This window comes from Streptosporangium sp. NPDC004631, assembly GCF_053601935.1.
The window spans coordinates 1-23,317 of record NZ_JBSGCR010000044.1 but is presented as its reverse complement, the minus strand read 5'-3'; the positions used below and the strand labels follow the sequence as shown (position 1 = coordinate 23,317).

Below are 23,317 nucleotides of genomic sequence, written 5' to 3'. Positions count from 1 at the left end.
AGATCAGGCGCCGTCGCGTTCCAGCGGGCAGCTCATGCACCGGGGGCCGCCACGGCCGCGGCCGAGTTCGCTGCCCCGGATCGTGATCACCTCGATGCCGTTGTCACGCAGGTAGTTGTTGGTGGTGGTGTTGCGCTCGTAGGCGACGACCACGCCGGGTTCGAGGGCCAGCACGTTGCAGCCGTCGTCCCACTGTTCCCGTTCGGCCGCGTAGACGTCCTGGACCGGGGTGAGGATCTTGATCTCGTCCAGGCCGACGGCCTGGGCGATGGCCCGGTGCATGTCCTCCGGAGCATGATCGGTGATTTTGAGCTCCTTCTCGGTGTCACCGGGCTCCACCGTGTAGGAGGGCAGCATGCCCAGCCCGGCGAACTTGGTGAACACCCCGACGTCCACGTTGGTCATCACCGTGTCCAGATGCATGAACGCCCGGGCCTTCGGCATGTTCAACGCGACGATCTTCTCCGCGGCGCCCTTGGCGAACATGCTCTGCGCGAGCATCTCCACCGCCTGGGGCTGGGTGCGCTCGCTCATCCCGATCAGCACCGCCCCGTTGCCGATGACGAGCACGTCACCGCCCTCGATGGTGGCCGGCGCGCACGCCATGCCGGGCATCCAGATGTTGAAACCGTCCTCGCCCGGCCGGTTGTAGCCGGCGGCGAACAGCGGGTGATAGCGGTAGACGGCCTCGTAGTTCACCGTCTCGCGCTGGCGGGCCTTCTTCCGCATCGCGTTGATGGAGACGCCGTCGTAGATCCAGCAGGAGGTGTCACGGGCGAACAGGTGGTTGGGCAGCGGCGGCAGGACGAAGTCGTCCGTGGCGAGCGTGTGGAAGGCGAGGCTCTTGGGATCGGTGCCCCGCTCCACCAGCTCGCGTTTGGTGATACCGCCGGTGAGGTACTGCTGGAGTTCGGTGGAGTCCATCGCGTCCAGCGCGTTGCGGAGGGCGTCGACGGCCATCGGCCCGTAGAAGCGCTCGTCGATGACGTGGTCGAGGATGTACTTGCGGGCCTCGGGGATGTCGATCGTCTCGCGCAGCAGGTCGGCCAGCATGTAGACGGTGACACCGTGGTCGTGCAGCACCCTCTGGAACTCCTCGTGCTCCTCCAGCGCGCGCTGCACCCACAGCACGTCGTCGAAGAGGAAGTCGTCCTTGTTCGACGGGGTGAGCCGCTTCAGGGCCAGTTCGGGTTTGTGGAGCAGGACCTGACGGAGCTGGCCCACTTCGGAGTCGACATGAAAAGCCATTTCTCTTCCTTCGTCGTCGCTGACGGGGGGTCCGTTGACAGGGTCGTCGCTACTGGGATCGTCCGGAGGATGAGGGGGTGACTTCGTCCCCGGGACCGTACTCACCGCGTTTCGCCTTGGTCCAGATGTAGACAGGGATACCCACCAGGAGCATCAGGAAGCCGATGAAGATGGCCTCCATGCCCGCGCCGTACGTCATCCAGAAGGCGAACAGGATCGCCACGGCGGTGATGGCGAGGTCACGGCCCAGCCGGGTCCCGCTGACCCGCCGGGCGCGGGTCACCAGCCAGAACAACTGAGCACACCCGGAGAAGAAATAGGGGATGACGGTGGTGAAGGTGGCGATCAGCAGGATCTTGTTGAAGCCGTTGGTCGTGCCGAAGTAGTTGTAGACGGCGACCAGGGAGGTCAGGAATGTGCCCAGGACGATGCCGACCCAGGGCACGCCGCGGCGTGACTCCCTGGCGAAGGCGCCGGGGAACAGGCCGTCCCTGGCCGCGGCCATCGGCATCTCCGCGACCAGCATCGTCCAGCCGTTGATCGCGCCGATGCCGGAGACGATCGCGCAGGCGGCCATGATGCCGCCGCCGATGCCGCCGCCGAACATGTTGTTGATCGCGTCGGCGAACGGGGCGCTGGACGTGGCGAGGGCCTGGTGCGGGACGGTGCCGAAGATGGCGACGGTGCTGAGCATGTACATCGCGGCGCAGATCAGCACGCCGTAGACGCTGGCCCTGCCGATGTTGCGCGCCGGGTCCTTGATCTTCTCGGCCACGATGGTGACGCTCTCGACGCCGGAGTAGATGAACAGCGCGAGCGCGCCCGCGGTGGACAGGGCGCCGAGCCAGTTTCCACCGGTGGCGTTGAACGGGCCGAAGTTGCCGCCCCGGATGAAGAACAGGCCCACCACGGCGACGAAGATCAGCGGGATGAACTTCAGCACGGTGGTGACCACCGCGAAGGCGCCGATGTTCTTCACGCCGCTCAGGTTGACCAGAGCCGGGATCCACAGGGCCACCAGCGCCAGCGCGATCTGGGCGCCGGGGGAGTCCCAGTGCAGGAAGTAGTTGACGTAGTTGACCCAGACGACGGCGATGGCGGCGTTGCCGATCCAGGCGGTCAGCCAGAACGACCAGGCGTTCCAGAAGCCGGGGAACTCGCCGAAGGCGTCCTTGGCGTAGGCGTAGGGGCCGCCTCCCGCCGGCAGGCGCGCACCGAGCCTGCCGAACACCATGGCGAGCGCGATGGCGCCGATCGACACCAGGCCCATCGCCAGGATGCTCACCGTGCCGTACACGGCGAGCGAGGCCGGCAGCAGGAACACCCCCGTGCCCACGATGTTGCCCACGATGAGGGAGATCGACGCGGGGAGACCCAGCTTGCCGTGTTCCGAGGCGATGACCTCGGCCGCCTCGTCGCGGATCACTCCCTCTTCGGCGGCGGTGCGTCCTCGCGGACGCTCACCATGAGAATCCCCCATCTGGTGCCCTCCGGCATGGATATCCCATATTGCCCAGATTTAGTGGCAATACCACATGAGGTCCCCGGCGGTAGAAGGGATGAAACCCCACGTCAGGGTGGATGGCGCCCCGTCCCCGGGGAGGGGTTCGGGGCCGGCCTCCGTCCGCTTCCGGTTCGAGCGGGGGCGGTGGGGGAGGTGGGGACGATGGGGCCGGCGGCGGGGGTCGGCCCCGGGAGAAGCGGGGGTCAGCCCCGGGGGAAAACGCGGGTGGTGGGCCCCGAGCCGGGACCCGTTCCCGCGACGGCGGGAAGTGCCACCGCCATGATCGTCATGACCGCGCCGAGCAGTACCACCGGAAACACGCGCCGGCGGGACGGCAGGGTCTCGGTGATGATCGCGCCGGTGGCGAAGGACGCGAGGGCGCGCGCCAGAGCCGGGTCCTCGGCGTGGAGCCGGTCGGCGATCCCGCCGAGGGCGCGCTTCTCGCGAGTGGACAGGCTCATGCGACGGTCCTCCGATGGCAGGCGATGATGCAGAGGATTTTAATGGCCTTTTGTCCCTTTTTGCCAAGCGAATGGGGTAGATCTTCCCGGTGGCCGTTCCTCTCATCCTCGTCCGTCGATTCATCCCTCGTCCGTCGATCGGGACAGCGCCTCGGCGCCGCTCGCGATCTCGGTGAGCTCGGTGGTGATCTCGGCCTGGCGCGCGGAGTTGGCGCGGCGGGTGAGCTGCCCGATGAGCTCGCGGGCGTTCTCGGTGGCCGACGTCATCGCCTGCCGCCTGGCGGCGTGCTCGGAGGCGCTGGACTCCAGCAGCATGCCCCAGATCCGGCCCCTGACGTACTGCCGCAGCAGCAGGTCGAGCACCGCCCCGGCCGAGGGCTCGAACTCGTACGGAGGCGGGGCGCCGGTGGGGTCCCCGGCCTCTCCGCCCATCTCCCTCTCCTCGATCTCCAGGGGCAGGATCCGGTGCGCGCGGGTCTGCTGGGCCAGCATGGACACGAACTCGGTGAACACGACGTGCACCTCGCCCACCCCGCCCGCCCTGGTGGGCATGTCGAAGGCGTCCACCAGCGTCTGGCCGATCTCCGCGGCGACCTCGTAGGCCGGATGGTCGGAGAGGCCGACCCACTCCCGCTCCGTCCTCCGGTGCCGGAAGCGGTAGAAGTCCACCGCCTTGCGTCCGCACAGGTAGAACACCGGTTCCTTGTCCTGCGCGCGCAGGAGCGCGGCCAGGGCGTCGCTCTGGCGCAGCACGTTGTTGTTGAAGCCGCCGCAGAAGCCCCGGTCGCTGCTCATCAGCAGCACGGCCACCCGGGAGGTGTCCGGCCTGAGGTTGAGCAGCGCGTGGTTCATGTGGGTGCCGTGGCTGATCAGGATGGAGGCCGCCCTGGTGATCTCCCTGGCGTACGGCCTGGCGGCGTCGAGGCGCCGGCGGGCCCCGGGGATCCGGGAGGACGCGATGAGCTCCTGGGCTCGCGTGATCTTGGCCGTCGAGGTGACGGACCGGATGCGTGCGCGGATCGCGCGGAGTTCGGCGCCCATGGTGTTCTCCCCGAGGTCTGCTCCTGGCCGGGATGCCCCCTTCCCCGCGGCCCTGCCCCCCGGTGGTCCGGCGTTACCTCCGGAAGGGGGCCGGATTTCGTCAATCGACCGCCCTGTCGGGGGTCATTGCACCTCAGATCGTCATATGTCGTGTTTTGATGATGTTCGGGGATGAAGGGGGCGATTCTGAGGAGCCGCCCCCCGGCTGCTACCGTGAGGCGTCGGCTTCCTTTAAGCCCCGTCCTGTGAGGCGGGAAAGGTGGTGTTCTCTTTGGCTGATCCTGTTTCGCATGCCCGCGGCGGCGCCCGCGCGGTCCTTGAGGGACCTGACATCAACCGCGCGCTGATCCGCATCTCCCACGAGATCCTTGAGCGCACCAAGGGTGCCGAGGACATCGTCCTGCTGGGCATCCCCACCCGGGGCGTCTACCTCGCCCGCCGGCTCGCCGCCTACCTTGAGCAGTTCGAGGGCCGCCCGGTGCCCTTCGGATCCCTCGACGTGACGATGTACCGCGACGACCTGCGCCTGCGGCCCGCCCGCGCGCTCGGCCGCACCGAGCTTCCCGCCGACGGCATCGACGGCAGGACCGTCGTCCTCGTCGACGACGTCCTCTACTCCGGCCGCACCGTCCGCTCCGCGCTCGACGCGCTCAACGACCTGGGCCGCCCGCGGGCCGTCCAGCTCGCGGCCCTGGTCGACCGGGGCCACCGCGAGCTGCCCATCCGGGCCGACTACGTGGGCAAGAACCTCCCCACCGCCAAGTCCGAGATCGTCAGGGTCTACCTGGAGGAGAACGACGGCCGTGACGCCGTGCTGCTGCTGAAGGAGGACGACAAGTGAAGCGGCACCTGATCTCGGCGGCGGACCTGAGCCGCGACGACGCCCTGTTGATCCTGGACACCGCCGACGAGCTGGCGAAGATCTCGGACCGCTCGATCAAGAAGCTGCCCACCCTGCGCGGCCGTACCGTGGTGAACCTCTTCTTCGAGGACTCCACCCGCACCCGGATCTCCTTCGAGGCCGCGGCCAAGCGCCTGTCGGCGGACGTCATCAACTTCTCCGCCAAGGGCTCCAGCGTCTCCAAGGGCGAGTCGCTGAAGGACACCGCGCTCACCCTGGAGGCGATGGGCGCCGACGCCGTCGTCATCCGGCACGGCGCCTCCGGAGCGCCGTACCGCCTGGCTGGCTGGGTGCACGGCAGCGTCGTCAACGCGGGCGACGGCACCCACGAGCACCCCACCCAGGCCCTGCTCGACGCCTTCACCATGCGCCGCCGCCTCGGCGCGCTGGACGGCAGGAAGGTCACGATCGTCGGCGACGTTCTGCACAGCCGGGTGGCCCGCTCCAACGTGCTCCTGCTGGCCACGCTCGGCGCCCAGGTGACCCTGGTCGCCCCGCCGACCCTGCTCCCGGTGACCGTGGACTCCTGGCCGTGCGAGGTCTCCTACGACCTCGACGCCGTGCTGCCCAAGTCGGACGTGGTGATGATGCTGCGCGTGCAGCGCGAGCGGATGAACGCCGCGTTCTTCCCCACCGAGCGCGAGTACAGCCGCCGCTACGGCCTCGACCGCGACCGCGTCGCCAGGATGCACGACAACGCCATCGTGATGCATCCGGGGCCGATGAACCGCGGAATGGAGATCGCGGCCGAGGTGGCCGACTCGCCGCGCTCGACCATCGTCGAGCAGGTCGCCAACGGTGTGACCACGCGCATGGCCGTCCTGTACCTGCTGCTTGGCGGCGCCGACCTCGGGGGAGAGATCCAGTGACCAGCATCGTCATCAAGGGCGCGAGCATCCTCGGCGGAGAGCCGGCCGACATCCTGATCCGGGACGGCGTCATCGCCGCGATCGGCGGAGAACCGAGCGGCGACGAGACGCTCGACGCCCGGGGTCTCATCGCGCTGCCCGGCCTGGTGGACCTCCACACCCACCTGCGCGAGCCCGGCCGCGAGGACGCGGAGACCGTCGAAAGCGGCACCCGCGCCGCGGCCCTGGGCGGCTACACCGCGGTGCACGCCATGGCCAACACCGACCCGGTCGCCGACACCGCAGGCGTCGTCGAGCAGGTCTGGCGCCTCGGGCAGGAGGCCGGCCACTGCGACGTCCGCCCGGTCGGCGCCGTCACCGTCGGCCTCGGCGGCGAGCGGCTGGCCGAGCTCGGCGCGATGGCCGACTCCGCCGCGCGGGTCCGCGTCTTCTCCGACGACGGCAGGTGCGTCTCCGACGCGGTGCTCATGCGCCGCGCGCTGGAGTACGTCAAGGCGTTCGACGGGGTGGTCGCCCAGCACGCCCAGGAACCGCGCCTGACCTCCGACGCGCAGATGAACGAGGGCGCGGTCTCCGGCAGGCTCGGCCTGACCGGCTGGCCCGCGGTCGCCGAGGAGGCGATCATCGCCCGTGACTGCCTGCTCGCCGCGCACGTCGGCTCCCGCCTCCACATCTGCCACGTGTCCACCGCGGGCTCCGTGGAGATCATTCGCTGGGCCAAGTCGAAGGGCTGGGACGTCACCGCCGAGGTGACCCCGCACCACCTGCTCCTCACCGACGACCTCGTGGAGAGCTCCCCGGTGGGCTCCTACAACCCGATCTACAAGGTGAACCCGCCGCTGCGCACCCGCGCCGACGTCGCGGCGCTGCGCGAGGCCCTGGCCGACGGCACGATCGACTGCGTCGCCACCGACCACGCCCCGCACCCGGTCGAGGACAAGGAGACCGAGTGGGCCGCCGCGGCCATGGGCATGATCGGCCTGGAGACGGCGCTGTCGGTGGTGCAGGAGGCCATGGTCGAGACCGGGCTGCTCGACTGGGCCGGTGTCGCCGAGCGCATGTCCTACGCCCCGGCCAGGATCGGCCGGGTCCAGGACCACGGCCGGCCCATCGAGGTCGGCGCCGTGGCCAACATCACCCTCTACGACGCCGCCGCGCGCGCCGAGGTCGACCCCGCGGGCTACGCCTCCAAGAGCCGTAACACCCCCTACGAGGGCAGGACCCTTCCCGGCCGCGTCGTGGCGACCTTCCTGCGGGGCAGGCCGACCGTCCTGGACGGAAAGCTCGCGTGACATCCCCGCCCGGTGCCCGGTGGGGCGTACGGGCTCCAGGGGCCGGCCGTGCCCGGCACGCCGGGGTCCGGCCCCGCTACCCGTACGGCGCGCCGTCGTCCCACATCATGGAGACGCGCCCCTGTCGCGCGCCAGATATTTCATACTTTGCGGAGCAATGACCGAGATGATCGGGGTATGTGAGTGACCGCAGTGCTAGTGCTGGAAGACGGCCGAGTCTTCCAGGGGAGCCCTTACGGCGCCGAGGGTGAGACCTTCGGCGAGATGGTCTTCAACACCGGGATGACCGGCTACCAGGAGACCCTTACCGACCCGTCCTACCACCGCCAGATCGTCGCGATGACCGCACCGCACATCGGCAACACCGGGGTCAACGACGAGGACCCCGAGTCGTCGCGTGTCTGGGTCTCCGGCTACGTGGTCCGCGAGCCCGCCCGCGTCTCCTCCAACTGGCGTGCCACCCGCTCCCTCGACGACTGCCTCAGGGAACAGGGCGTCGTCGGCATCGCCATCCCCGGCACCCGCGCCCTCACCCGCCACCTGCGCGAAAGAGGCGCCATGCGGGCCGGGGTCTTCTCCGGCCAGGCCCTCGCCCCGGTCGAGGAACTGCTGGAGCGGGTCAGGCGCAGCCCCGTGATGGAGGGCGCCGACCTCGCCGAACAGGTCTCCACCGCCGAGCCGTACGTCGTCCGGGCGATCGGCGAGAAGCGGTTCACCGTGGCGGCCGTGGACCTCGGCATCAAGGCGATGACCCCGCACCGGATGGCCGAGCGCGGCTGCGAGGTGCACGTCCTGCCTGCCTCAAGCACCGCCGAGGACATTCTCGCGCTCAACCCGGACGGCGTGTTCTTCTCCAACGGCCCCGGAGACCCGGCCACCGCCGACCGGCAGGTCGAGGCGGTGCGCGGGATCCTCGCGGCGGGCAGGCCGTTCTTCGGCATCTGCTTCGGCAACCAGATCTTCGGCCGTGCCCTCGGACTGGGCACCTACAAGCTGCGCTACGGCCACCGCGGGGTCAACCAGCCGGTCCAGGACCGCCGCACCGGCAAGGTGGAGATCTCCGCGCACAACCACGGCTTCGCCGTACGGGCACCTCTGCGGGGGCGCTTCGACACGCCGTACGGCCCGGCGGAGGTCACCCACGTCAACCTCAACGACGACTGCGTCGAGGGGCTGCGGCTGATCGACCGTCCCGCCTTCAGCGTCCAGTACCACCCCGAGGCCGCCGCCGGCCCGCACGACTCCGCCGGCCTCTTCGACCGGTTCTGCGCGCTGATGGAGGAGACCGGGGGACGGGCGACAGGCGAGATCACGAACACGACGGAGGGAAGCAGCGGTGCCTAAGCGCACGGATATCCAGTCGGTGCTGGTGATCGGTTCCGGGCCGATCGTGATCGGGCAGGCGTGTGAGTTCGACTACTCCGGCACGCAGGCCTGCCGGGTGCTGCGCGCGGAGGGCTACCGGGTGGTGCTGGTCAACAGCAACCCCGCGACGATCATGACGGATCCGGAGTTCGCGGACGCGACGTATGTCGAGCCGATCACCCCGGAGATCGTGGAGAAGATCATCGAGCGGGAGCGGCCGGACGCGCTGCTGCCCACGCTGGGCGGGCAGACCGCGCTGAACACCGCGATCGCGCTGCACGAGGCCGGGGTGCTGGACCGCTACGGCGTGGAGATGATCGGCGCGGACGTGGCGGCGATCCAGGCCGGGGAGAACCGGGAGCTGTTCAAGAACATCGTGGCCAAGGTCGCCGCCGAACGGGGCCTGAACGCCGCCTCCGCGCGGTCGGTGGTCTGTCACACCATGGACGAGTGCCTGGCCGCCGCGGAGGGGCTGGGGTATCCGGTGGTGGTGCGGCCGTCGTTCACCATGGGCGGGGTCGGCTCGGGGTTCGCCCACGACCAGGAGGGGCTGCGGCGGATCGCCGGGGCGGGACTGGACGCGTCTCCGACCACCGAGGTGCTGCTGGAGGAGTCGATCCTGGGCTGGAAGGAGTACGAGCTGGAGGTGATGCGGGACCGGGCCGACAACGTGGTGATCGTCTGCTCGATCGAGAACGTGGACCCGATGGGCGTGCACACCGGCGACAGCGTCACGGTGGCTCCGGCGCTGACCCTCACCGACCGCGAGTATCAGAACATGCGGGACGTGGCGATCGCGGTGATCCGGGAGGTGGGGGTGGACACCGGCGGCTGCAACATCCAGTTCGCCGTCGATCCGCGCACCGGGCGGATGGTGGTGATCGAGATGAACCCCAGGGTGTCGCGTTCCAGCGCGCTGGCGTCGAAGGCGACGGGGTTCCCGATCGCGAAGATCGCCGCGAAGCTCGCGGTCGGCTACACGCTGGACGAGATCCCCAACGACATCACCGGCGTGACCCCGGCCTCCTTCGAACCCACGCTCGACTACGTCGTGGTCAAGGTGCCCAGGTTCGCCTTCGAGAAGTTCGCCGGCGCCGACCAGACGCTGACCACGCACATGAAGTCGGTGGGCGAGGCGATGGCGATCGGCCGCTCGTTCGCCGAGGCGCTGCAGAAGGCGCTGCGGTCGCTGGAGAAGAAGGACGCGGTCTTCACCTGGACCGGCCCGCCGGGAGACAAGGACGCGCTGCTGGAGGCGTGCCGGACTCCGCATGAGAGCCGCCTGGTGACGATGCAGCAGGCCGTCCGGGCCGGCGCCACCGCGCGGGAGCTGTACGCGGCGACCGCGGTGGATCCGTGGTTCGTGGACCAGCTGTTCGCGATCGACGAGGTCGCCGCCCAGGTGCGCGAGGCCCCCCGGCTCACCACCGAGCTCCTGATCACCGCCAAGCGGTACGGGTTCAGCGACGCCCAGCTCGCGGGGTTGCGCGGGACGGAGGAGGCGCGGGTGCGGGATCTGCGCCACGAGCTGGGGGTGCGGCCGGTGTATCACACGGTCGACACCTGCGCCGCCGAGTTCGCCGCCCGGACCCCGTACCTGTACTCCACCTACGACGAGGAGAGCGAGGTGCCGGCCGGTGACCGGCCCAAGGTCCTCATCCTCGGCTCCGGGCCCAACCGGATCGGCCAGGGCATCGAGTTCGACTACGCCTGCGTGCACGCCTCCTTCGAGCTGTCGAAGGTGGGCTATGAGACCGTGATGGTCAACTGCAACCCCGAGACCGTCTCCACCGACTACGACACCTCCGACCGGCTGTACTTCGAGCCGCTGACGCTGGAGGACGTGCTGGAGGTGGTGCACGCCGAGCAGCGCACCGGCCCGGTCGCCGGGGTGATCGTCCAGCTGGGCGGCCAGACGCCGCTGGGTCTGGCACAGGCGCTCAAGGACGCGGGGGTACCCATCGTGGGCACCTCGCCGGAGGCGATCCACCTGGCCGAGGAGCGCGGAGCGTTCGGCCGGGTCCTGGCCGAGGCGGGGCTGCCGGCGCCCAAGCACGGCACCGCGGTCACCGTGGACGAGGCGGTGGAGATCGCCGGGGAGATCGGCTATCCGGTGCTGGTGCGGCCCTCCTACGTGCTGGGCGGGGCGGGCATGGCGATCGTCTACGACGACGCCACGCTGACCGCCTACATGTCCAAGGCCGGCGCGGCCAGCGATCATCCCGTGCTGGTGGACCGGTTCCTCGACGAGGCCGTCGAGATCGACGTGGACGCCCTGTTCGACGGGGAGGAACTGTATCTGGGCGGGGTGATGGAGCACATCGAGGAGGCCGGCATCCACTCCGGCGACTCGGCGTGCTCGCTGCCGCCGATCACGCTGGGCGGCCACGACATCAAACGCATCCGCGCCGCGACCGAGGCGATCGCCCGGGGGGTGGGGGTACGCGGCCTGCTGAACGTGCAGTACGCGTTGTCGGCCAACATCCTCTACGTGCTGGAGGCGAATCCGCGGGCGAGCCGGACGGTGCCGTTCGTGTCCAAGGCGACCGCGGTGCCGCTGGCCCGCGCCGCGGCCCGGGTCATGCTGGGCGCCACCGTGAGTGAGCTGCGGGCGGAGGGGATGCTGCCGGCCGACGGGGACGGGGGGTCGCTCCCGCTGGACGCGCCGATCGCGGTGAAGGAGGCGGTACTGCCGTTCAACCGGTTCTCCGGGGTGGACACGGTGCTGGGACCGGAGATGCGCTCCACCGGCGAGGTGATGGGGATCGACGAGTTCTTCGGCACCGCGTACGCCAAGTCGCAGGCGGCGGCGTACGGGTCGCTGCCGGTGAAGGGACGGGCGTTCGTGTCGGTGGCCAACCGGGACAAGCGGGCCATGGTGTTCCCGGTGAAGGCGCTGGCGGACCTGGGGTTCGAGATCCTGGCGACGGAGGGGACCGCGGAGGTGCTGCGGCGGAACGGGGTCCGTGCCCGGGTGGTGCGCAAGCAGAGCGACGGGCCCGGTGCGGGAGGCGAGCCGACGATCGGGCGCCGGATTCTGGACGGCGAGGTGGATCTGATCGTGAACACGCCGTTCGGCAGTCCGGGACAGTCGGGGCCGCGCCTGGACGGATATGAGATCCGCACCGCCGCGGTGGTGCGGGGGATTCCGTGTATCACCACGGTGCAGGGACTGGCCGCCGCCGTACAGGGCATTCAGGCCATCGTCCGTGGCGACATCGGCGTACGGTCTCTCCAGGAGCACGCGGAGCGGCTGAGGGGACGAGCGAGCGGAGCGGCCGGCGAGGGATGAGCCGTCCGTGGAGAGAGTGAGGAGCCGTGCGCGACCATGGGTCCGTGCGGCTGAGGGGACGAGCGGGTGGCGCGGTCGGTGAAGAATGAGCCTGTCCGTGCAGGGAAGTGAGGGGCCGGGCGCGAGCGTGGGCACGACACGCCTGCGATGCTTGTGCCGTAAGCGGAGGTGAGAGCGACGCCTGTTACTCCGGTACAGGTGACGGGCACGGTGCTGACGACGCGCCGGGTCGACGCCTATCATGCGCTGACCGTGGTCGCGCCCGGCATCGCCGAGCGGTTCCGGCCCGGCCACTTCGTCGGGGTGGCGGTCGGCGGTTCGCAGACGGCGATGCTGACACGCCGGGCCTTCTCCATTCACGATGTCAAACCCGACTACGGTGGCACGGTGGAGTTCGTCTTCACCGTGGGCGGTCCCGGCACGGCCTGGCTGGCCGAGCGCCGCGCCCGCGACACGCTCGATCTGGTCGGGCCGCTCGGCCGGCCCTTCCCGCTGCCGCGTGACCCGGTGACCTGCGTCATGGTCGGCGGCGAGTACGGCTCGGCGACGCTCTTCGCCGTGGCCGACGCCCTCCAGGGACGCGGCTGCCGGGTCGACTTCGTGCTGGGCGCGGTCTCCGCCGACCGGGTGTTCGGCGCGCTGCGGGCCCGCAGGATGGGGGAGACCACCACCCTGACCACCGAGGACGGCTCCCTGGGCATGCGCGGAAAGGTGACCGACGTGCTGCCCGGTGTGATCGCCGACGTCCGGGCCGACGCGGTCTACGCCTGCGGTCCGATGGAGATGCTGCGCGGCGTCACCGCCGTGGCGGTCGAGTTCGACATTCCGGTCCAGGTGGCGGTTGAGGAGCGGATGGCCTGCGGAATCGGCGTGTGCATGACGTGCGTGCTGCCGGTCATCGGGGACGACGGGGTGACCCGGATGCTGCGCTCGTGCGTCGAGGGGCCGGTCTTCCGGGGCGAGCGCGTCCGCTTCGACGACGTCGGGACGATCCCGTTTGACGCGCTCGGGGCGCCTGGTGGGGGATCACGGAATGTCAGTTGACATGCGGACGTACCTGGGGCACGTGGAACTGGTCAACCCGATCATCACGGCCTCGGGGTGCGCCGCCTCGGGCTCCGAGCTCGCCCAGTTCTTCGACCTCGGCCGGATCGGCGCGCTGACCACGCGATCGGTCACGATGGCCCCCAGGGCGGGCCGTCCGACGCCCCGGATGGCCGAGACCCCCTCGGGCATGCTCAACGCCGTCGGTCTCCAGGGGCCGGGCGTGGACGCCTTCCTGGAGCGCGAGCTGCCCTGGCTCTCCCAGCGGGGCGTGCGGACCGTGGTGTCCATCGGCGGCGGCACCGTGGCCGAGTACACCGCGCTGGCCCGCAGGCTCACCGACGCCCCCGGCGTGACCGCCGTGGAGGTCAACCTGTCCTGTCCCAACATCGAGGACCGGGGCAGGGTCTTCGCCCGCGACGGGGCGGCCTCCGCCGAGGTGATCGCCTCGGTGCGTTCGGTGATGCGCTACGACGTGCCGGTGGTGGCGAAGCTGTCGCCGGACGTGGTGGACGTGGTGAGCGTCGCCCGCGCGTGCGTGGACGGCGGCGCCGACGCGCTCTCAATGATCAACAATCCGATCGGCATGTGCATCGACACCGAGGCCATGCGTCCCTCGCTCTCGGCGGTCACCGGCGGCCTGTCGGGACCGGCGATCCGGCCGCTGGCCGTGCGCTGTGTGTGGCAGGTCCACGCCGCGCTGCCCAGCGTGCCCATCATCGGCATGGGCGGCGTGCTGACCGGAAGGGACGCCTTCGAGATGGTCCTGGCGGGCGCCTGCGTCGTCGCAGTGGGCACGGCGCTCTTCCACGACCCCTACGCCTGCCTGCGCGTCCTGCGGGAGCTGGAGGAGCTTCTGGCGGCGCGGGGGTTCCACCGGCTGGCCGACGCCGTCGGGCTGGCCCATCGCCCGCCGGGGGCTTCCACCCGGCACCGGATAGACCTGGAGGAGAGTTCCCTGTGACGCCCGCACCCATCGCCGTCGCCCTGGACGCACCCGACCTGGAGACCGCGGCCCGCTGGGCGAGCCTGGTGACGCCGCACGTCAGCACGGTCAAGGTCGGACTCGAACTGTATCTGCGTCACGGCCCTGAGGTGATCCCCTCGATCCGCGGGGCGAGCGGGGTCCAGGTGTTCCTCGATCTCAAGCTCCACGACATCCCCAACACGGTCGCCGGGGCCGTCCGGGCCGTGGCCCGGCTGAAGCCGGCCATCCTGACCGTCCACGCGACCGGCGGGCCCGCGATGATCAGGGCGGCCGTGGACGGGCTGCCCGACGGCCGGATCGCGGCCGTGACCCTGCTCACGTCGCTCTCGGAGGCCGACCTGGAACGGATCGGCGTCGCGGGTCCCTCGGGCGACGCGGTGCGCCGCCTGGCGGTCATGGCCGTCGGCGCGGGCGCCCAGGCCCTCGTGTGCTCGCCGCACGAGGTCGCCGCGGTGCGGGCGGAGGTCGGCCCGGACATCACTTTGATCACCCCCGGCGTCCGCCCCGCCGGCGCCGAGACTCAGGATCAGGCCAGAGTAGCGACTCCCGAGCGGGCTTTCACCGATGGGGCCGATCTTCTGGTGATCGGCCGCCCGATCACCGGCTCGGCGGACCCGGGAGCGGCGGCGGCGGGAATCGCCGCGACGCTCCGGCGGATGTCCGCGGCGGGCGGGCGGAGCCCCCGAGGGGGCCTGTGACGAGGGGGCGTAGGAAACGCGGAGTTGAGCGTAGTTTCATCGACGCGCCGCGACTTTCCCGCTACACAAGGTGACGAAGTAGATTTTCTAAGAGAAGAAACTGGTCTTGACGTTGCTTGAAACGCGATGACCAGCTAGTTTCCCTTCCCGTCCGAGTACATCGACAGGAAATTCGAGGTGACCCGGCGTGGCTCTTCCTCCCCTTACCCCTGAGCAGCGCGCCGCAGCCCTAGAGAAGGCTGCCAAGGCCCGCCGAGAGCGTGCCGAGGTTAAGAACCGCCTGAAGCACGGCGCTATCTCTCTGGCTGAGGTGCTCAAAGACGGGCAGGCCGACGACGTCATCGGCAAGATGAAGGTTTCGGCCCTTCTGGAGTCGCTCCCCGGCGTGGGCAAGGTCCGCGCCAAGCAGCTGATGGAGCGGCTTGGCATCGCAGAGTCCCGCCGTGTGCGGGGTCTCGGCGCCAACCAGAGGGCTTCGCTCGAGCGTGAGTTCGGCGGGGCCGAGAGCTAGTCTCGGTTCAGTACACACGCTCACCCCGCATCCGCGGGAACGGCATCACGGGGGGTTTTGGAGTTGACCGGAACGTCGTGGCCCGACGAGAGTCGGGCCCCGGAGACGACCGCTGAGAGCGGGTCCGGCGGCTCCGCATCCCCGGTCGCAGGTCCGGAGGGGGCGAAAGCCTTCCCCGGATCGACCGGCAACCGCCTGACGGTCCTCTCAGGGCCGTCAGGCGTCGGCAAGTCCACGGTCGTCGCCGAGCTTCGGCGGGCACACCCCGAGGTGTGGCTGTCGGTCTCGGTGACCACCAGGAGGCCCCGTCCGGGGGAGACCCACGGGGTGGAGTACTTCTTCGCCGACGACGAGGAGTTCGACCGCCTCGCTGCCTCGGGCGAGCTGCTGGAGTGGGCGGAGTTCGCCGGCAACCGGTACGGCACGCCGCGCGGCCCGGTGCTCGACCGCCTCGCCGCGGGGGTGCCCACGCTGCTGGAGATCGACCTGCAGGGGGCGCGTCAGGTCCGTGCGACCATGCCCGAGGCACTGCTGATCTTCCTGGCCCCGCCGAGCTGGGAGGAGCTGGAGAAGCGTCTGCGCGGCCGGGGCACCGAGCCCGAGGACGTGATCGCCCGCCGCCTCGCCGCCGGCCGGATCGAGATGGCCGCCGAGCAGGAGTTCGACCTCACCCTGGTGAACACATCCGTCGAGGACGTATGTCATCGGCTGATAGCCTTATTGGCTGATGCTCCCGAGGCTTCGAGCCCCGGACGTTCACCTAGCTAGGGGAAAACACAACGTGGCAACGAACGCGGCCTATTCCGAAGGCATCACCAACCCGTCGATCGACGCGCTGCTCGACATCGTCGACAGCAAGTACAGTCTTGTGATCTTCGGTTCGAAGCGGGCCCGTCAGATCAACGCCTACTACTCCCAGCTCGGCGAGGGCCTGCTGGAGTACGTCGGCCCGCTCGTGGAGACCCACGCCCAGGAGAAGCCGCTCTCCATCGCGCTGCGCGAGGTCAGCGAGGGCCTGCTCACCTCCGAGCCGATCGAGGGCTAGTCCCGCCGATGCGGACGCCTGGCGAGGGCGCGGCGGCCACCCCCGGAGCCCACCCCCCCGAAGCACTCCCGGCCGGGACACCGCCGACGTCCGGCGACGCCCGCGACGGCGCCCCGGTGACCGTGGAGCCCCGGGGACGCGACCGGCGTCGCGGGCCCGCCGTCGTTCTCGGTGTGAGCGCCGGCATCGCCGCCTACAAGGCCTGCGAGCTGCTCCGGCTGTTCACCGAGTCCGGGCACGACGTCCGGGTCGTCCCGACCCGGGAGGCGCTCCGCTTCGTCGGCGAGCCGACCTGGGCCGCCCTGTCGGGCAATCCCGTGACGACCGACGTCTGGGACTCCGTGCACGAGGTGCCCCACGTCCGGATCGGGCAGGGCGCCGATCTGGTGGTGGTCGCCCCCGCCACCGCCGACGTGCTCGCCAAGGCCGCCCACGGGCTGGCGGGCGACCTGCTCACCAACACCCTGCTGACCGCGCGCTGCCCGGTGGTGTTCGCCCCCGCGATGCACACCGAGATGTGGGAGCACCCCGCCACCCGCGCCAACGTCGCCACGCTCCGCGAGCGCGGCGCGATCGTCGTCGAGCCCGCCGTGGGCCGCCTGACCGGTGCCGACACCGGCCGAGGGCGGCTGCCGGATCCCGAGGAGATCTTCGAGGTCTGCCGGGGGGTCCTGTCGGGGCGCCCGGCGGACCTGGCCGGGCGCCGTCTGGTGATCTCCGCGGGAGGCACCCGTGAGGCCCTCGATCCGGTCCGTTTCCTCGGTAACCGCTCCTCGGGCCTGCAGGGCTACGCCCTGGCCCGTACGGCTCTCGCCCGCGGCGCGGAGGTCGTCCTGGTCGCCGCCAACGTGGCCCTGCCCGACCCGGCCGGGGCCACGGTGATCCGGGTGGGGTCGGCGCTGGAGATGCGCGCCGCCGTGCTGGACGCGGTGGGGGGTCCCGAGCGGGGAGCCGACGCGGTGGTCATGGCCGCCGCCGTCGCCGACTTCCGGCCCGCCGCGCGGAGCGACTCGAAGATCAAGAAGTCCTCTACCGACCCGGACCCCATCTATTTGGTGAAAAATCCGGACATCCTGGCTGAGCTGGGGGAGCGGCGCCGCGAGGGGCTCAAGCCGTACCCGCAGGTGATCGCCGGGTTCGCGGCCGAGACCGACGACGTGCTCGCCAACGGGCGGGCCAAGCTCGCCCGCAAGGGCTGTGACCTGCTCGTCGTCAACCAGGTGGGAGAGAACCTCGCCTTCGGCACCCCGGACAACGAGGCGGTGGTCCTGGTCGCGGACGGGGAGCCGGTGGAGATCCCGCGCGGCCCCAAGGAGGCCCTCGCCGACGTGGTCTGGGACCTCGTCGCCGCGCGCCTCACCTGAGCGGGCTCGTGGGGCCGCGGTGGGGCCGGAGGCGGGGACGGGGCGCTGACCGGGCATGTTCCGGGAGGCGCGGGCCTTCGGCTCGCCGCGTTCGAGACGGTTTCGCGGCGCCGCTCCAGGTGGGGCTACAATTCGGCGAGCGCTACTGGTGTCGTGTCGACGCCAGAGCCCCCAGACGCCAGCAGCCGCTGCATGAGGAGCCACTGACTTGTCCCGTCGCCTGTTCACCTCCGAGTCGGTCACAGAGGGCCACCCGGACAAGATCGCCGACCAGATCAGTGACGCGATTCTCGACGCCATGCTCAAGGGTGACCCCAAGAGCCGCGTCGCGGTCGAGACGCTGATCACCACCGGTCAGGTCCACGTCGCCGGAGAGGTGACGACGGAGACCTACGTCGACATTCCCGGGCTCATCCGGGAGAAGATCCTTGAGATCGGCTACGACGCCTCCCACAAGGGCTTCGACGGCGCCTCCTGCGGCGTGTCGGTGTCCATCGGCGCGCAGTCCCCCGACATCGCCCAGGGTGTCGACGACGCCTACGAGACCCGTGAGGGCGAGGTCGCCGACGAGCTCGACCGCCAGGGCGCCGGCGACCAGGGCCTGATGTTCGGCTACGCCTGCCGTGAGACCCCCGAGCTGATGCCGCTGCCGATCCAGCTCGCGCACCGCCTGGCCGAGCGCCTGTCGCAGGTCCGCAAGGACGGGACCGTTCCCTACCTGCGCCCCGACGGCAAGACCCAGGTCACCATCGAATACGACGGCGACCGCCCGGTCCGCCTCGACACCGTGGTCGTCTCCACCCAGCACGCGGCCGAGATCGACCTCAAGGAGATGCTCGCGCCGGACATCAAGGAGCACGTGGTCGACCCGGTGATCGCCGGCCTGGAGATCGCCACCGAGGGCTACCGCCTGCTGGTCAACCCGACCGGCCGCTTCGAGATCGGCGGCCCGATGGGCGACGCCGGCCTGACCGGCCGCAAGATCATCGTTGACACCTACGGCGGCATGGCCCGTCATGGCGGCGGCGCCTTCTCCGGCAAGGACCCGTCCAAGGTGGACCGCTCCGCGGCTTACGCCATGCGCTGGGTCGCCAAGAACATCGTGGCCGCCGGGCTGGCCGACCGCGCCGAGGTTCAGGTCGCCTACGCCATCGGCAAGGCACACCCGGTCGGCGTGTTCGTCGAGACCTTCGGCACCGAGAAGGCCGCGATCGACAAGATCCAGGAAGCCGTGCTCAAGGTCTTCGACCTGCGCCCGGCCGCGATCATCCGCGACCTCGACCTGCTGCGCCCGATCTACTCTGCGACCTCCGCCTACGGCCACTTCGGCCGGGCCGAGTTCTCCTGGGAGGCCACCGACCGCGCCGACGCCCTCCGCGCCGCCGCCGGTCTCTGACCGTCCCGCCAACGGCCCCCGTGGACACCCCACGGGGGCCGTTGGCATGGGTGATCGAACTCGCCGCGGCCCGCGGCGCGACCCGGGGAGTCGCCGCCCGGGTTCCCGATCCACCCGTCCCGCCTCACCGGGCCGGTCCGGAGAGCCCCGGGGAGACCTGGGAGAAGACCCGGAACCGGCGAGGTGACCCCCGGCGTGCCGTGCCGGTTCCACGGGTCGCCGGGGATCCTTGACCACCACCCGCCGTCCCTGGAGCGTCAGTCTCTGTGTAACTTCTCTTATGGAGATCTTGGGGGAGAGGCGTGGTCAGGAGGCCGGGAACGGGTGAGCTGCCCGCGGAGGTCACGAGCTTCGTGGGACGCAAGGAGGAGGTCCGCCAGGTCAGGCGGCTCCTCCAGGTCTCCAGGCTGGTCACCGTCACCGGTGTGGCGGGCATCGGCAAGTCCCGGGTGGCCGTCAAGGCCGCGTCCGGGGTGCACCGGGCCTTCGCCGACGGCATCAGGTTCGTGGAGCTGGCGGGGGTGAACGACCCCGGCCGTCTGGAGCAGGCCGTGTCCCACGCGCTCGACCTGACGGACCCGTCCGCCCTGCCGGACGCCGAGGCCCTGGCCGAACACCTCCGCGACCGGCGGACCCTGTTGATCCTCGACACCTGCGAGCACCTGGTGGACGCCTGCGCACGGCTGGCGCAGACCCTGCTGGAGAGCAGCCCGCAGCTGCGGATCCTGGCCACCAGCAGGCAGTCGCTCGGCGTTCCGGGCGAGCACATCGTGGCGCTCCCGCCGATGGTCCTGCCGGACCCGCGGGTCCTGGACTCCCCGGTCGTGCTCTCCCGCTGTGACGCGGTGGCGCTGTTCCTCGAACGCGCGAGGGCCGTCGACCCCGGCTACACGCTCACCGCGGGGAACGCCAGGGAGATCGCCGAGATCTGCGCCAGGCTCGACGGCATCCCGCTCGCCATCGAACTGGTCGCCGTCCGGATGCGCGCGCTGACGCTCGGCCGGATCAGGGAGCTCCTGGACGACCGGCTCTGGCTGCTGTCGGGCCGTACGGCGGGCGGACGGCACCCGACCGTCGGCGCCACCGTCGACTGGAGCCACGGGCTCTGCACCGCCGACGAGCGGCTGCTCTGGGCCCGGCTGCCGGTCTTCGTCTCCGCCTTCGACGCCGCCGCGGCCGAGGCGGTCTGCGCCGACGAGGCGCTGCCCGCCGAGCGGATCCTGCCCGCCCTGCTCGGCCTGGTGGACAAGTCCATCGTGATCCCGGTGAAACGGGACGACGGCACGGTCTACCGGCTGCTGGACATCATCCGGGAGTACGGCGCCGCCAAACTGGTGGAGATCGGTGGCCCCGGGGACGGGGAACGACTCCGCCGCCGCCATCTGCGCCACTACTTCGAGCTGGCGCTCAGGGGCAAGGCGTCCGGCCGGCACGGCGACCAGCTGGAGACCTGGACCCGGGTCAGGCGGGAGTGGCCCAACATCCGCGCGGCCCTCGACCTGTGCGTGGCGGATCCGGCCCTGCGGGATACGGGCCTGATGATGGCCGCGGCGCTGTGGTACCTCTGGGTGGCCTGCGGAATGCTCAGGGAGGGCCGCGACCAGCTGGAGCGGCTGCTCGCCCGCACCCCGCCGGGAGGCCAGCCGTGGTCGTGGGGGATGCTCACGCTCGTCTACCTCGCCAACGCCCGAGGCGACCTGGACGAGGCCCGGCTGCTGCTGGCCCGGTGCGGGCGTCACAGCCCGCCCGACGGGGACCTGGTCCAGCTGGTCCTGCTCAAGATGACCGGCACGCTGGCCTTCGTCGAGGGCGACCCGGGGCGCGCGGAGCGGATGCTGGGCGAGGTGATCGAGCGGCTGCGCCCCCGCAGGGAACTGCCGGAGGTGCTGCTGCCCGCCATGGTCGAGCTGGGCACGAGCCTGGTCTGGGGCGGGGAGGCGGCCGAGGCCGGGCGGCTCTTCCTGGAGTGCCGGCGGCTCTGTGACGAGCTGGGGGAGACCTGGGCGAGCGCCTACGCCGACTACGGACTGGGCCTGGTCGCCTGGGCCGAGGGTGACGCCGCCCGGGCGGCCGGACACGCGCGCGACTCCCTCCGGGTCAAGCGGCACTTCTCCGACGCCATGGGGATCGTCTTCTGCCTGGAGCTGCTGGCCTGCGCCGCGGCGGACGACGGCGACCCGGTCAGGGCCGGGCGGCTGCTCGCCGCGGCGCGCGCCGAACGGCTCGACAAGGGCCTGCTGGGGCGGGGCCACCCGGTGGTGATCGAGGAGAGTGGCCGCTGCGCCGAACTGGTCCGGAGGCACCTGCCGCGCAGGGAGGCCGAGCAGGCGGACCGAGAGGGGGCCGCGCTCGGCCTGGAGGGGGCGATCGCCTACGCGCTCGGCGAGGAGGCCCCGGGGGGCTTCGCCGTACGGCACGACCCCCGCTGGGCACCGCTGACGCCCAGGGAGCGGGAGGTCGCGGAGCTGGTCGCCGAGGGGCTGACCAACCGGCAGATCGCCTATCGGCTGGTGGTCGTCCAGCGGACCGTCGACTCCCACGTCGAGCACATCCTCGCCAAACTCGGCTTCGCGGCGCGGGCTCAGATCGCGGCCTGGGCCACCAGGCGGCGCCGGGGGCACGCATAACCGCCGCCTGCTAACGTTTCCGCGGACTCGGAGGGTAAAAATGGCGCGGCGGCCGGGAAATCTGCCTGTTGACCTGTCCAGTTTCGTGGGACGGGCCGAGGAACTGGCCGAGGGGCTGCGCCATCTGGGCGAGGTCAGGCTCATGACCGTCACCGGCCCCGCCGGCGTGGGCAAGACCCGTACGGCCCTGCGGCTGGCCGGCAGGCTGCGCCGCCGGTTCGGCGGCGGCCTCTGGCGGGCCGAACTGTCCGGCACGGCCGACCCGGTGGCCGCCCTCGCCGAGGCGCTCGGCCTGCCCGGGGCCTGCTCGGCGCCGGAGCTCGCCGCGTGGCTGGGTGACCGGCGGCTGCTCGTCGTGCTCGACACCTGCGACCATCTCGTCGGCGAGGTCGCCGAGCTGGCGGCGACCCTGGTCCGCGGCACGCCCAGGGCCGTGGTGGTGGTCACCGGCCGCCGGCCGCTGGGCCTGCCGGGAGAGCGGCTGCTGCAACTCGCGCCGCTTCCGCTCACCTCGGCCGTGCGGCTGTTCGAGGACCGGGCCCTGGCCGTGGACCCGGGCTTCGCGCTGACCCCCGTCACCGCGCCGGTGGTCGCCGAGATCTGCGGCAGGCTGGACGGGCTGCCTCTGGCGATCGAGCTCGCCGCCACCCTGGTGCGGTCGCTGTCGGCCCGGGACCTGCTGGAGGGGCTGCGGCACAGGTTCACCCTGCTGACCGGGGTCAGCAGGACCGCGCTGCCTCGCCACCGCGACCTGCGGGCCGCCGTCCAGTGGAGCCTCCGGCTCTGCGACGCCGAGCAGCGCGAGCTGTGGACGCTGCTGTCGGCGCTGCCCGGCCCCTTCGACCTGGCCGGCGCCGAGCGGGCCGGCCGCGCGGCCGGGTTCGCGGCCGAGCGCGTCGCGCCGGTCCTCGCCGGGCTGGTCGAGCGGTCGATCGTGCTCCGCGAGCCCGGAGGGCGGCTCCGGATGCTGGAGGCGTACCGCGAGATCGGCCTGGAACCGTCCGGTGACCGGTGGCGGCCCGCCGCGCAGCAGCCGCTGCGCGGCGCGGGACGCATACCGCGCCCCCGCCAGGCCGGGCGGGGGGCGCGGCCGGTCAGCGGCGCCCTGAGCGCCCGGGAGCTCCAGGTGGCCGAGCTGATCACCGAGGGGCTGTCGAACCCGGAGATCGCCACGAGGCTGGACATCGCCAAGCGCACCGTGGACGCCCACGTCCGCAACATCCTCGCCAAGGGCGGCCTCGCCTCCCGCACCCAGGTGGCGGCGTGGGTGGCGGAAAGCGATTATCAGCCGTCCATATAGGTACATCGCCCGATGCGGGGGCATTAGCTCGGCGGCCATGATGGGAGCGGCCAGTGGGACACCGTGTACTCCAGCGTTCCGCAGCGTCAGGCGGTCACGAGGGAGGGGTCCCCTTCCGCCTGAAGTGATGTTGGGGTGTTTCCTGTGTCGGGCGTGACCCACTGGCCGACCACCTTCCCCGCCCGGCGCGACGCGTCGGCCGGCCGTCTCCGCACCGGGTGGTGAACCGCCGGTCGGTTGTCTTCCCCGTCCGATCCGGTGGGCAGGCCAACTCACCGCTCGATGCGGTGGACGGGCCGGCCCGCGGCGGCGCTCGCCCTTGCGCTCGCCCTCGGTCATCCCGCCCCAGAAGCCCTCCTCACCGCGGCGGG

At 71.2% G+C, this 23,317-nt stretch carries 19 protein-coding genes; 15 read left to right on the top strand and 4 right to left on the bottom strand.

What is annotated here, in order from left to right; translation table 11 throughout:
• Positions 1-3: 3 nt before the first annotated feature.
• The 4 genes from ACWEF2_RS29370 to ACWEF2_RS29355 form a co-directional block, all read right to left on the bottom strand.
• Positions 4-1,248, bottom strand: a complete 1,245-nt coding sequence (locus tag ACWEF2_RS29370) for an arginine deiminase (RefSeq protein ID WP_453819564.1) — start codon at positions 1,246-1,248, stop codon at positions 4-6.
• A 49-nt stretch (positions 1,249-1,297) separates the two neighbouring features.
• The gene (locus ACWEF2_RS29365) at positions 1,298-2,728 is read right to left on the bottom strand and encodes an amino acid permease (protein WP_453819563.1); all 1,431 of its coding nucleotides are present in this window, start codon (positions 2,726-2,728) and stop codon (positions 1,298-1,300) included.
• Positions 2,729-2,955: 227 nt separating this feature from the next.
• Entirely contained in the window at positions 2,956-3,213 is a 258-nt protein-coding gene (locus ACWEF2_RS29360) for a DUF3040 domain-containing protein (RefSeq protein ID WP_453819562.1), read from the bottom strand.
• 120 nt (positions 3,214-3,333) lie between these two features.
• Positions 3,334-4,254: a F0F1 ATP synthase subunit gamma gene (locus ACWEF2_RS29355; protein WP_453819561.1), complete on the bottom strand. Its 921-nt coding sequence runs from the start codon at positions 4,252-4,254 to the stop codon at positions 3,334-3,336.
• A gap of 271 nt (positions 4,255-4,525) precedes the next feature.
• Here ACWEF2_RS29355 and pyrR point away from each other — a divergent pair, with 271 nt between their 5' ends.
• The 15 genes from pyrR (at position 4,526) to ACWEF2_RS29280 (ending at position 22,946) form a co-directional block, all read left to right on the top strand.
• Positions 4,526-5,095 (top strand): bifunctional pyr operon transcriptional regulator/uracil phosphoribosyltransferase PyrR, encoded by a 570-nt coding sequence (gene pyrR / locus ACWEF2_RS29350; RefSeq protein ID WP_453819560.1) that lies wholly within the window; start codon positions 4,526-4,528, stop codon positions 5,093-5,095.
• Positions 5,092-6,024, top strand: a complete 933-nt coding sequence (locus tag ACWEF2_RS29345) for an aspartate carbamoyltransferase catalytic subunit (RefSeq protein ID WP_453819559.1) — start codon at positions 5,092-5,094, stop codon at positions 6,022-6,024. The genes pyrR and ACWEF2_RS29345 overlap by 4 nt, the downstream gene beginning before the upstream one ends.
• Positions 6,021-7,316, top strand: a complete 1,296-nt coding sequence (locus ACWEF2_RS29340) for a dihydroorotase (protein WP_453819558.1) — start codon at positions 6,021-6,023, stop codon at positions 7,314-7,316. Before ACWEF2_RS29345 ends, ACWEF2_RS29340 begins: the two co-directional genes overlap by 4 nt.
• Positions 7,317-7,499: 183 nt before the next feature.
• On the top strand, positions 7,500-8,660 hold the full coding sequence (carA, locus tag ACWEF2_RS29335) for a glutamine-hydrolyzing carbamoyl-phosphate synthase small subunit (protein ID WP_453819557.1): 1,161 nt from the start codon (positions 7,500-7,502) through the stop codon (positions 8,658-8,660).
• Complete coding sequence (carB, locus tag ACWEF2_RS29330) at positions 8,653-11,973, top strand: carbamoyl-phosphate synthase large subunit (protein WP_453819556.1); 3,321 nt, start codon at positions 8,653-8,655, stop codon at positions 11,971-11,973. Before carA ends, carB begins: the two co-directional genes overlap by 8 nt.
• Before the next feature lie 168 nt (positions 11,974-12,141).
• Complete coding sequence (locus ACWEF2_RS29325) at positions 12,142-13,017, top strand: dihydroorotate dehydrogenase electron transfer subunit (RefSeq protein WP_453819555.1); 876 nt, start codon at positions 12,142-12,144, stop codon at positions 13,015-13,017.
• Positions 13,007-13,981: a dihydroorotate dehydrogenase gene (locus ACWEF2_RS29320; RefSeq protein WP_355589921.1), complete on the top strand. Its 975-nt coding sequence runs from the start codon at positions 13,007-13,009 to the stop codon at positions 13,979-13,981. The genes ACWEF2_RS29325 and ACWEF2_RS29320 overlap by 11 nt, the downstream gene beginning before the upstream one ends.
• Entirely contained in the window at positions 13,978-14,703 is a 726-nt protein-coding gene (gene pyrF / locus ACWEF2_RS29315) for an orotidine-5'-phosphate decarboxylase (protein ID WP_453819554.1), read from the top strand. Before ACWEF2_RS29320 ends, pyrF begins: the two co-directional genes overlap by 4 nt.
• Positions 14,704-14,890: 187 nt before the next feature.
• Positions 14,891-15,214, top strand: a complete 324-nt coding sequence (gene mihF / locus ACWEF2_RS29310; RefSeq protein ID WP_012889515.1) for an integration host factor, actinobacterial type — start codon at positions 14,891-14,893, stop codon at positions 15,212-15,214.
• Positions 15,215-15,409: 195 nt separating this feature from the next.
• A complete protein-coding gene (gene gmk, locus ACWEF2_RS29305) occupies positions 15,410-15,982 on the top strand; it encodes a guanylate kinase (RefSeq protein ID WP_355590537.1) in 573 nt (190 codons plus the stop codon).
• A 13-nt stretch (positions 15,983-15,995) separates the two neighbouring features.
• Entirely contained in the window at positions 15,996-16,259 is a 264-nt protein-coding gene (rpoZ, locus tag ACWEF2_RS29300) for a DNA-directed RNA polymerase subunit omega (RefSeq protein WP_012889517.1), read from the top strand.
• Between the two features lie 8 nt (positions 16,260-16,267).
• Positions 16,268-17,623, top strand: a complete 1,356-nt coding sequence (gene coaBC, locus ACWEF2_RS29295; RefSeq protein ID WP_453819553.1) for a bifunctional phosphopantothenoylcysteine decarboxylase/phosphopantothenate--cysteine ligase CoaBC — start codon at positions 16,268-16,270, stop codon at positions 17,621-17,623.
• A gap of 208 nt (positions 17,624-17,831) precedes the next feature.
• A complete protein-coding gene (gene metK, locus ACWEF2_RS29290) occupies positions 17,832-19,019 on the top strand; it encodes a methionine adenosyltransferase (protein ID WP_453819552.1) in 1,188 nt (395 codons plus the stop codon).
• A gap of 302 nt (positions 19,020-19,321) precedes the next feature.
• Positions 19,322-21,646: an ATP-binding protein gene (locus ACWEF2_RS29285; RefSeq protein ID WP_453819551.1), complete on the top strand. Its 2,325-nt coding sequence runs from the start codon at positions 19,322-19,324 to the stop codon at positions 21,644-21,646.
• 40 nt (positions 21,647-21,686) lie between these two features.
• Positions 21,687-22,946, top strand: coding sequence for a LuxR C-terminal-related transcriptional regulator (locus tag ACWEF2_RS29280; protein WP_453819550.1), 1,260 nt, complete (start codon positions 21,687-21,689; stop codon positions 22,944-22,946).
• Positions 22,947-23,317 lie beyond the last annotated feature (371 nt).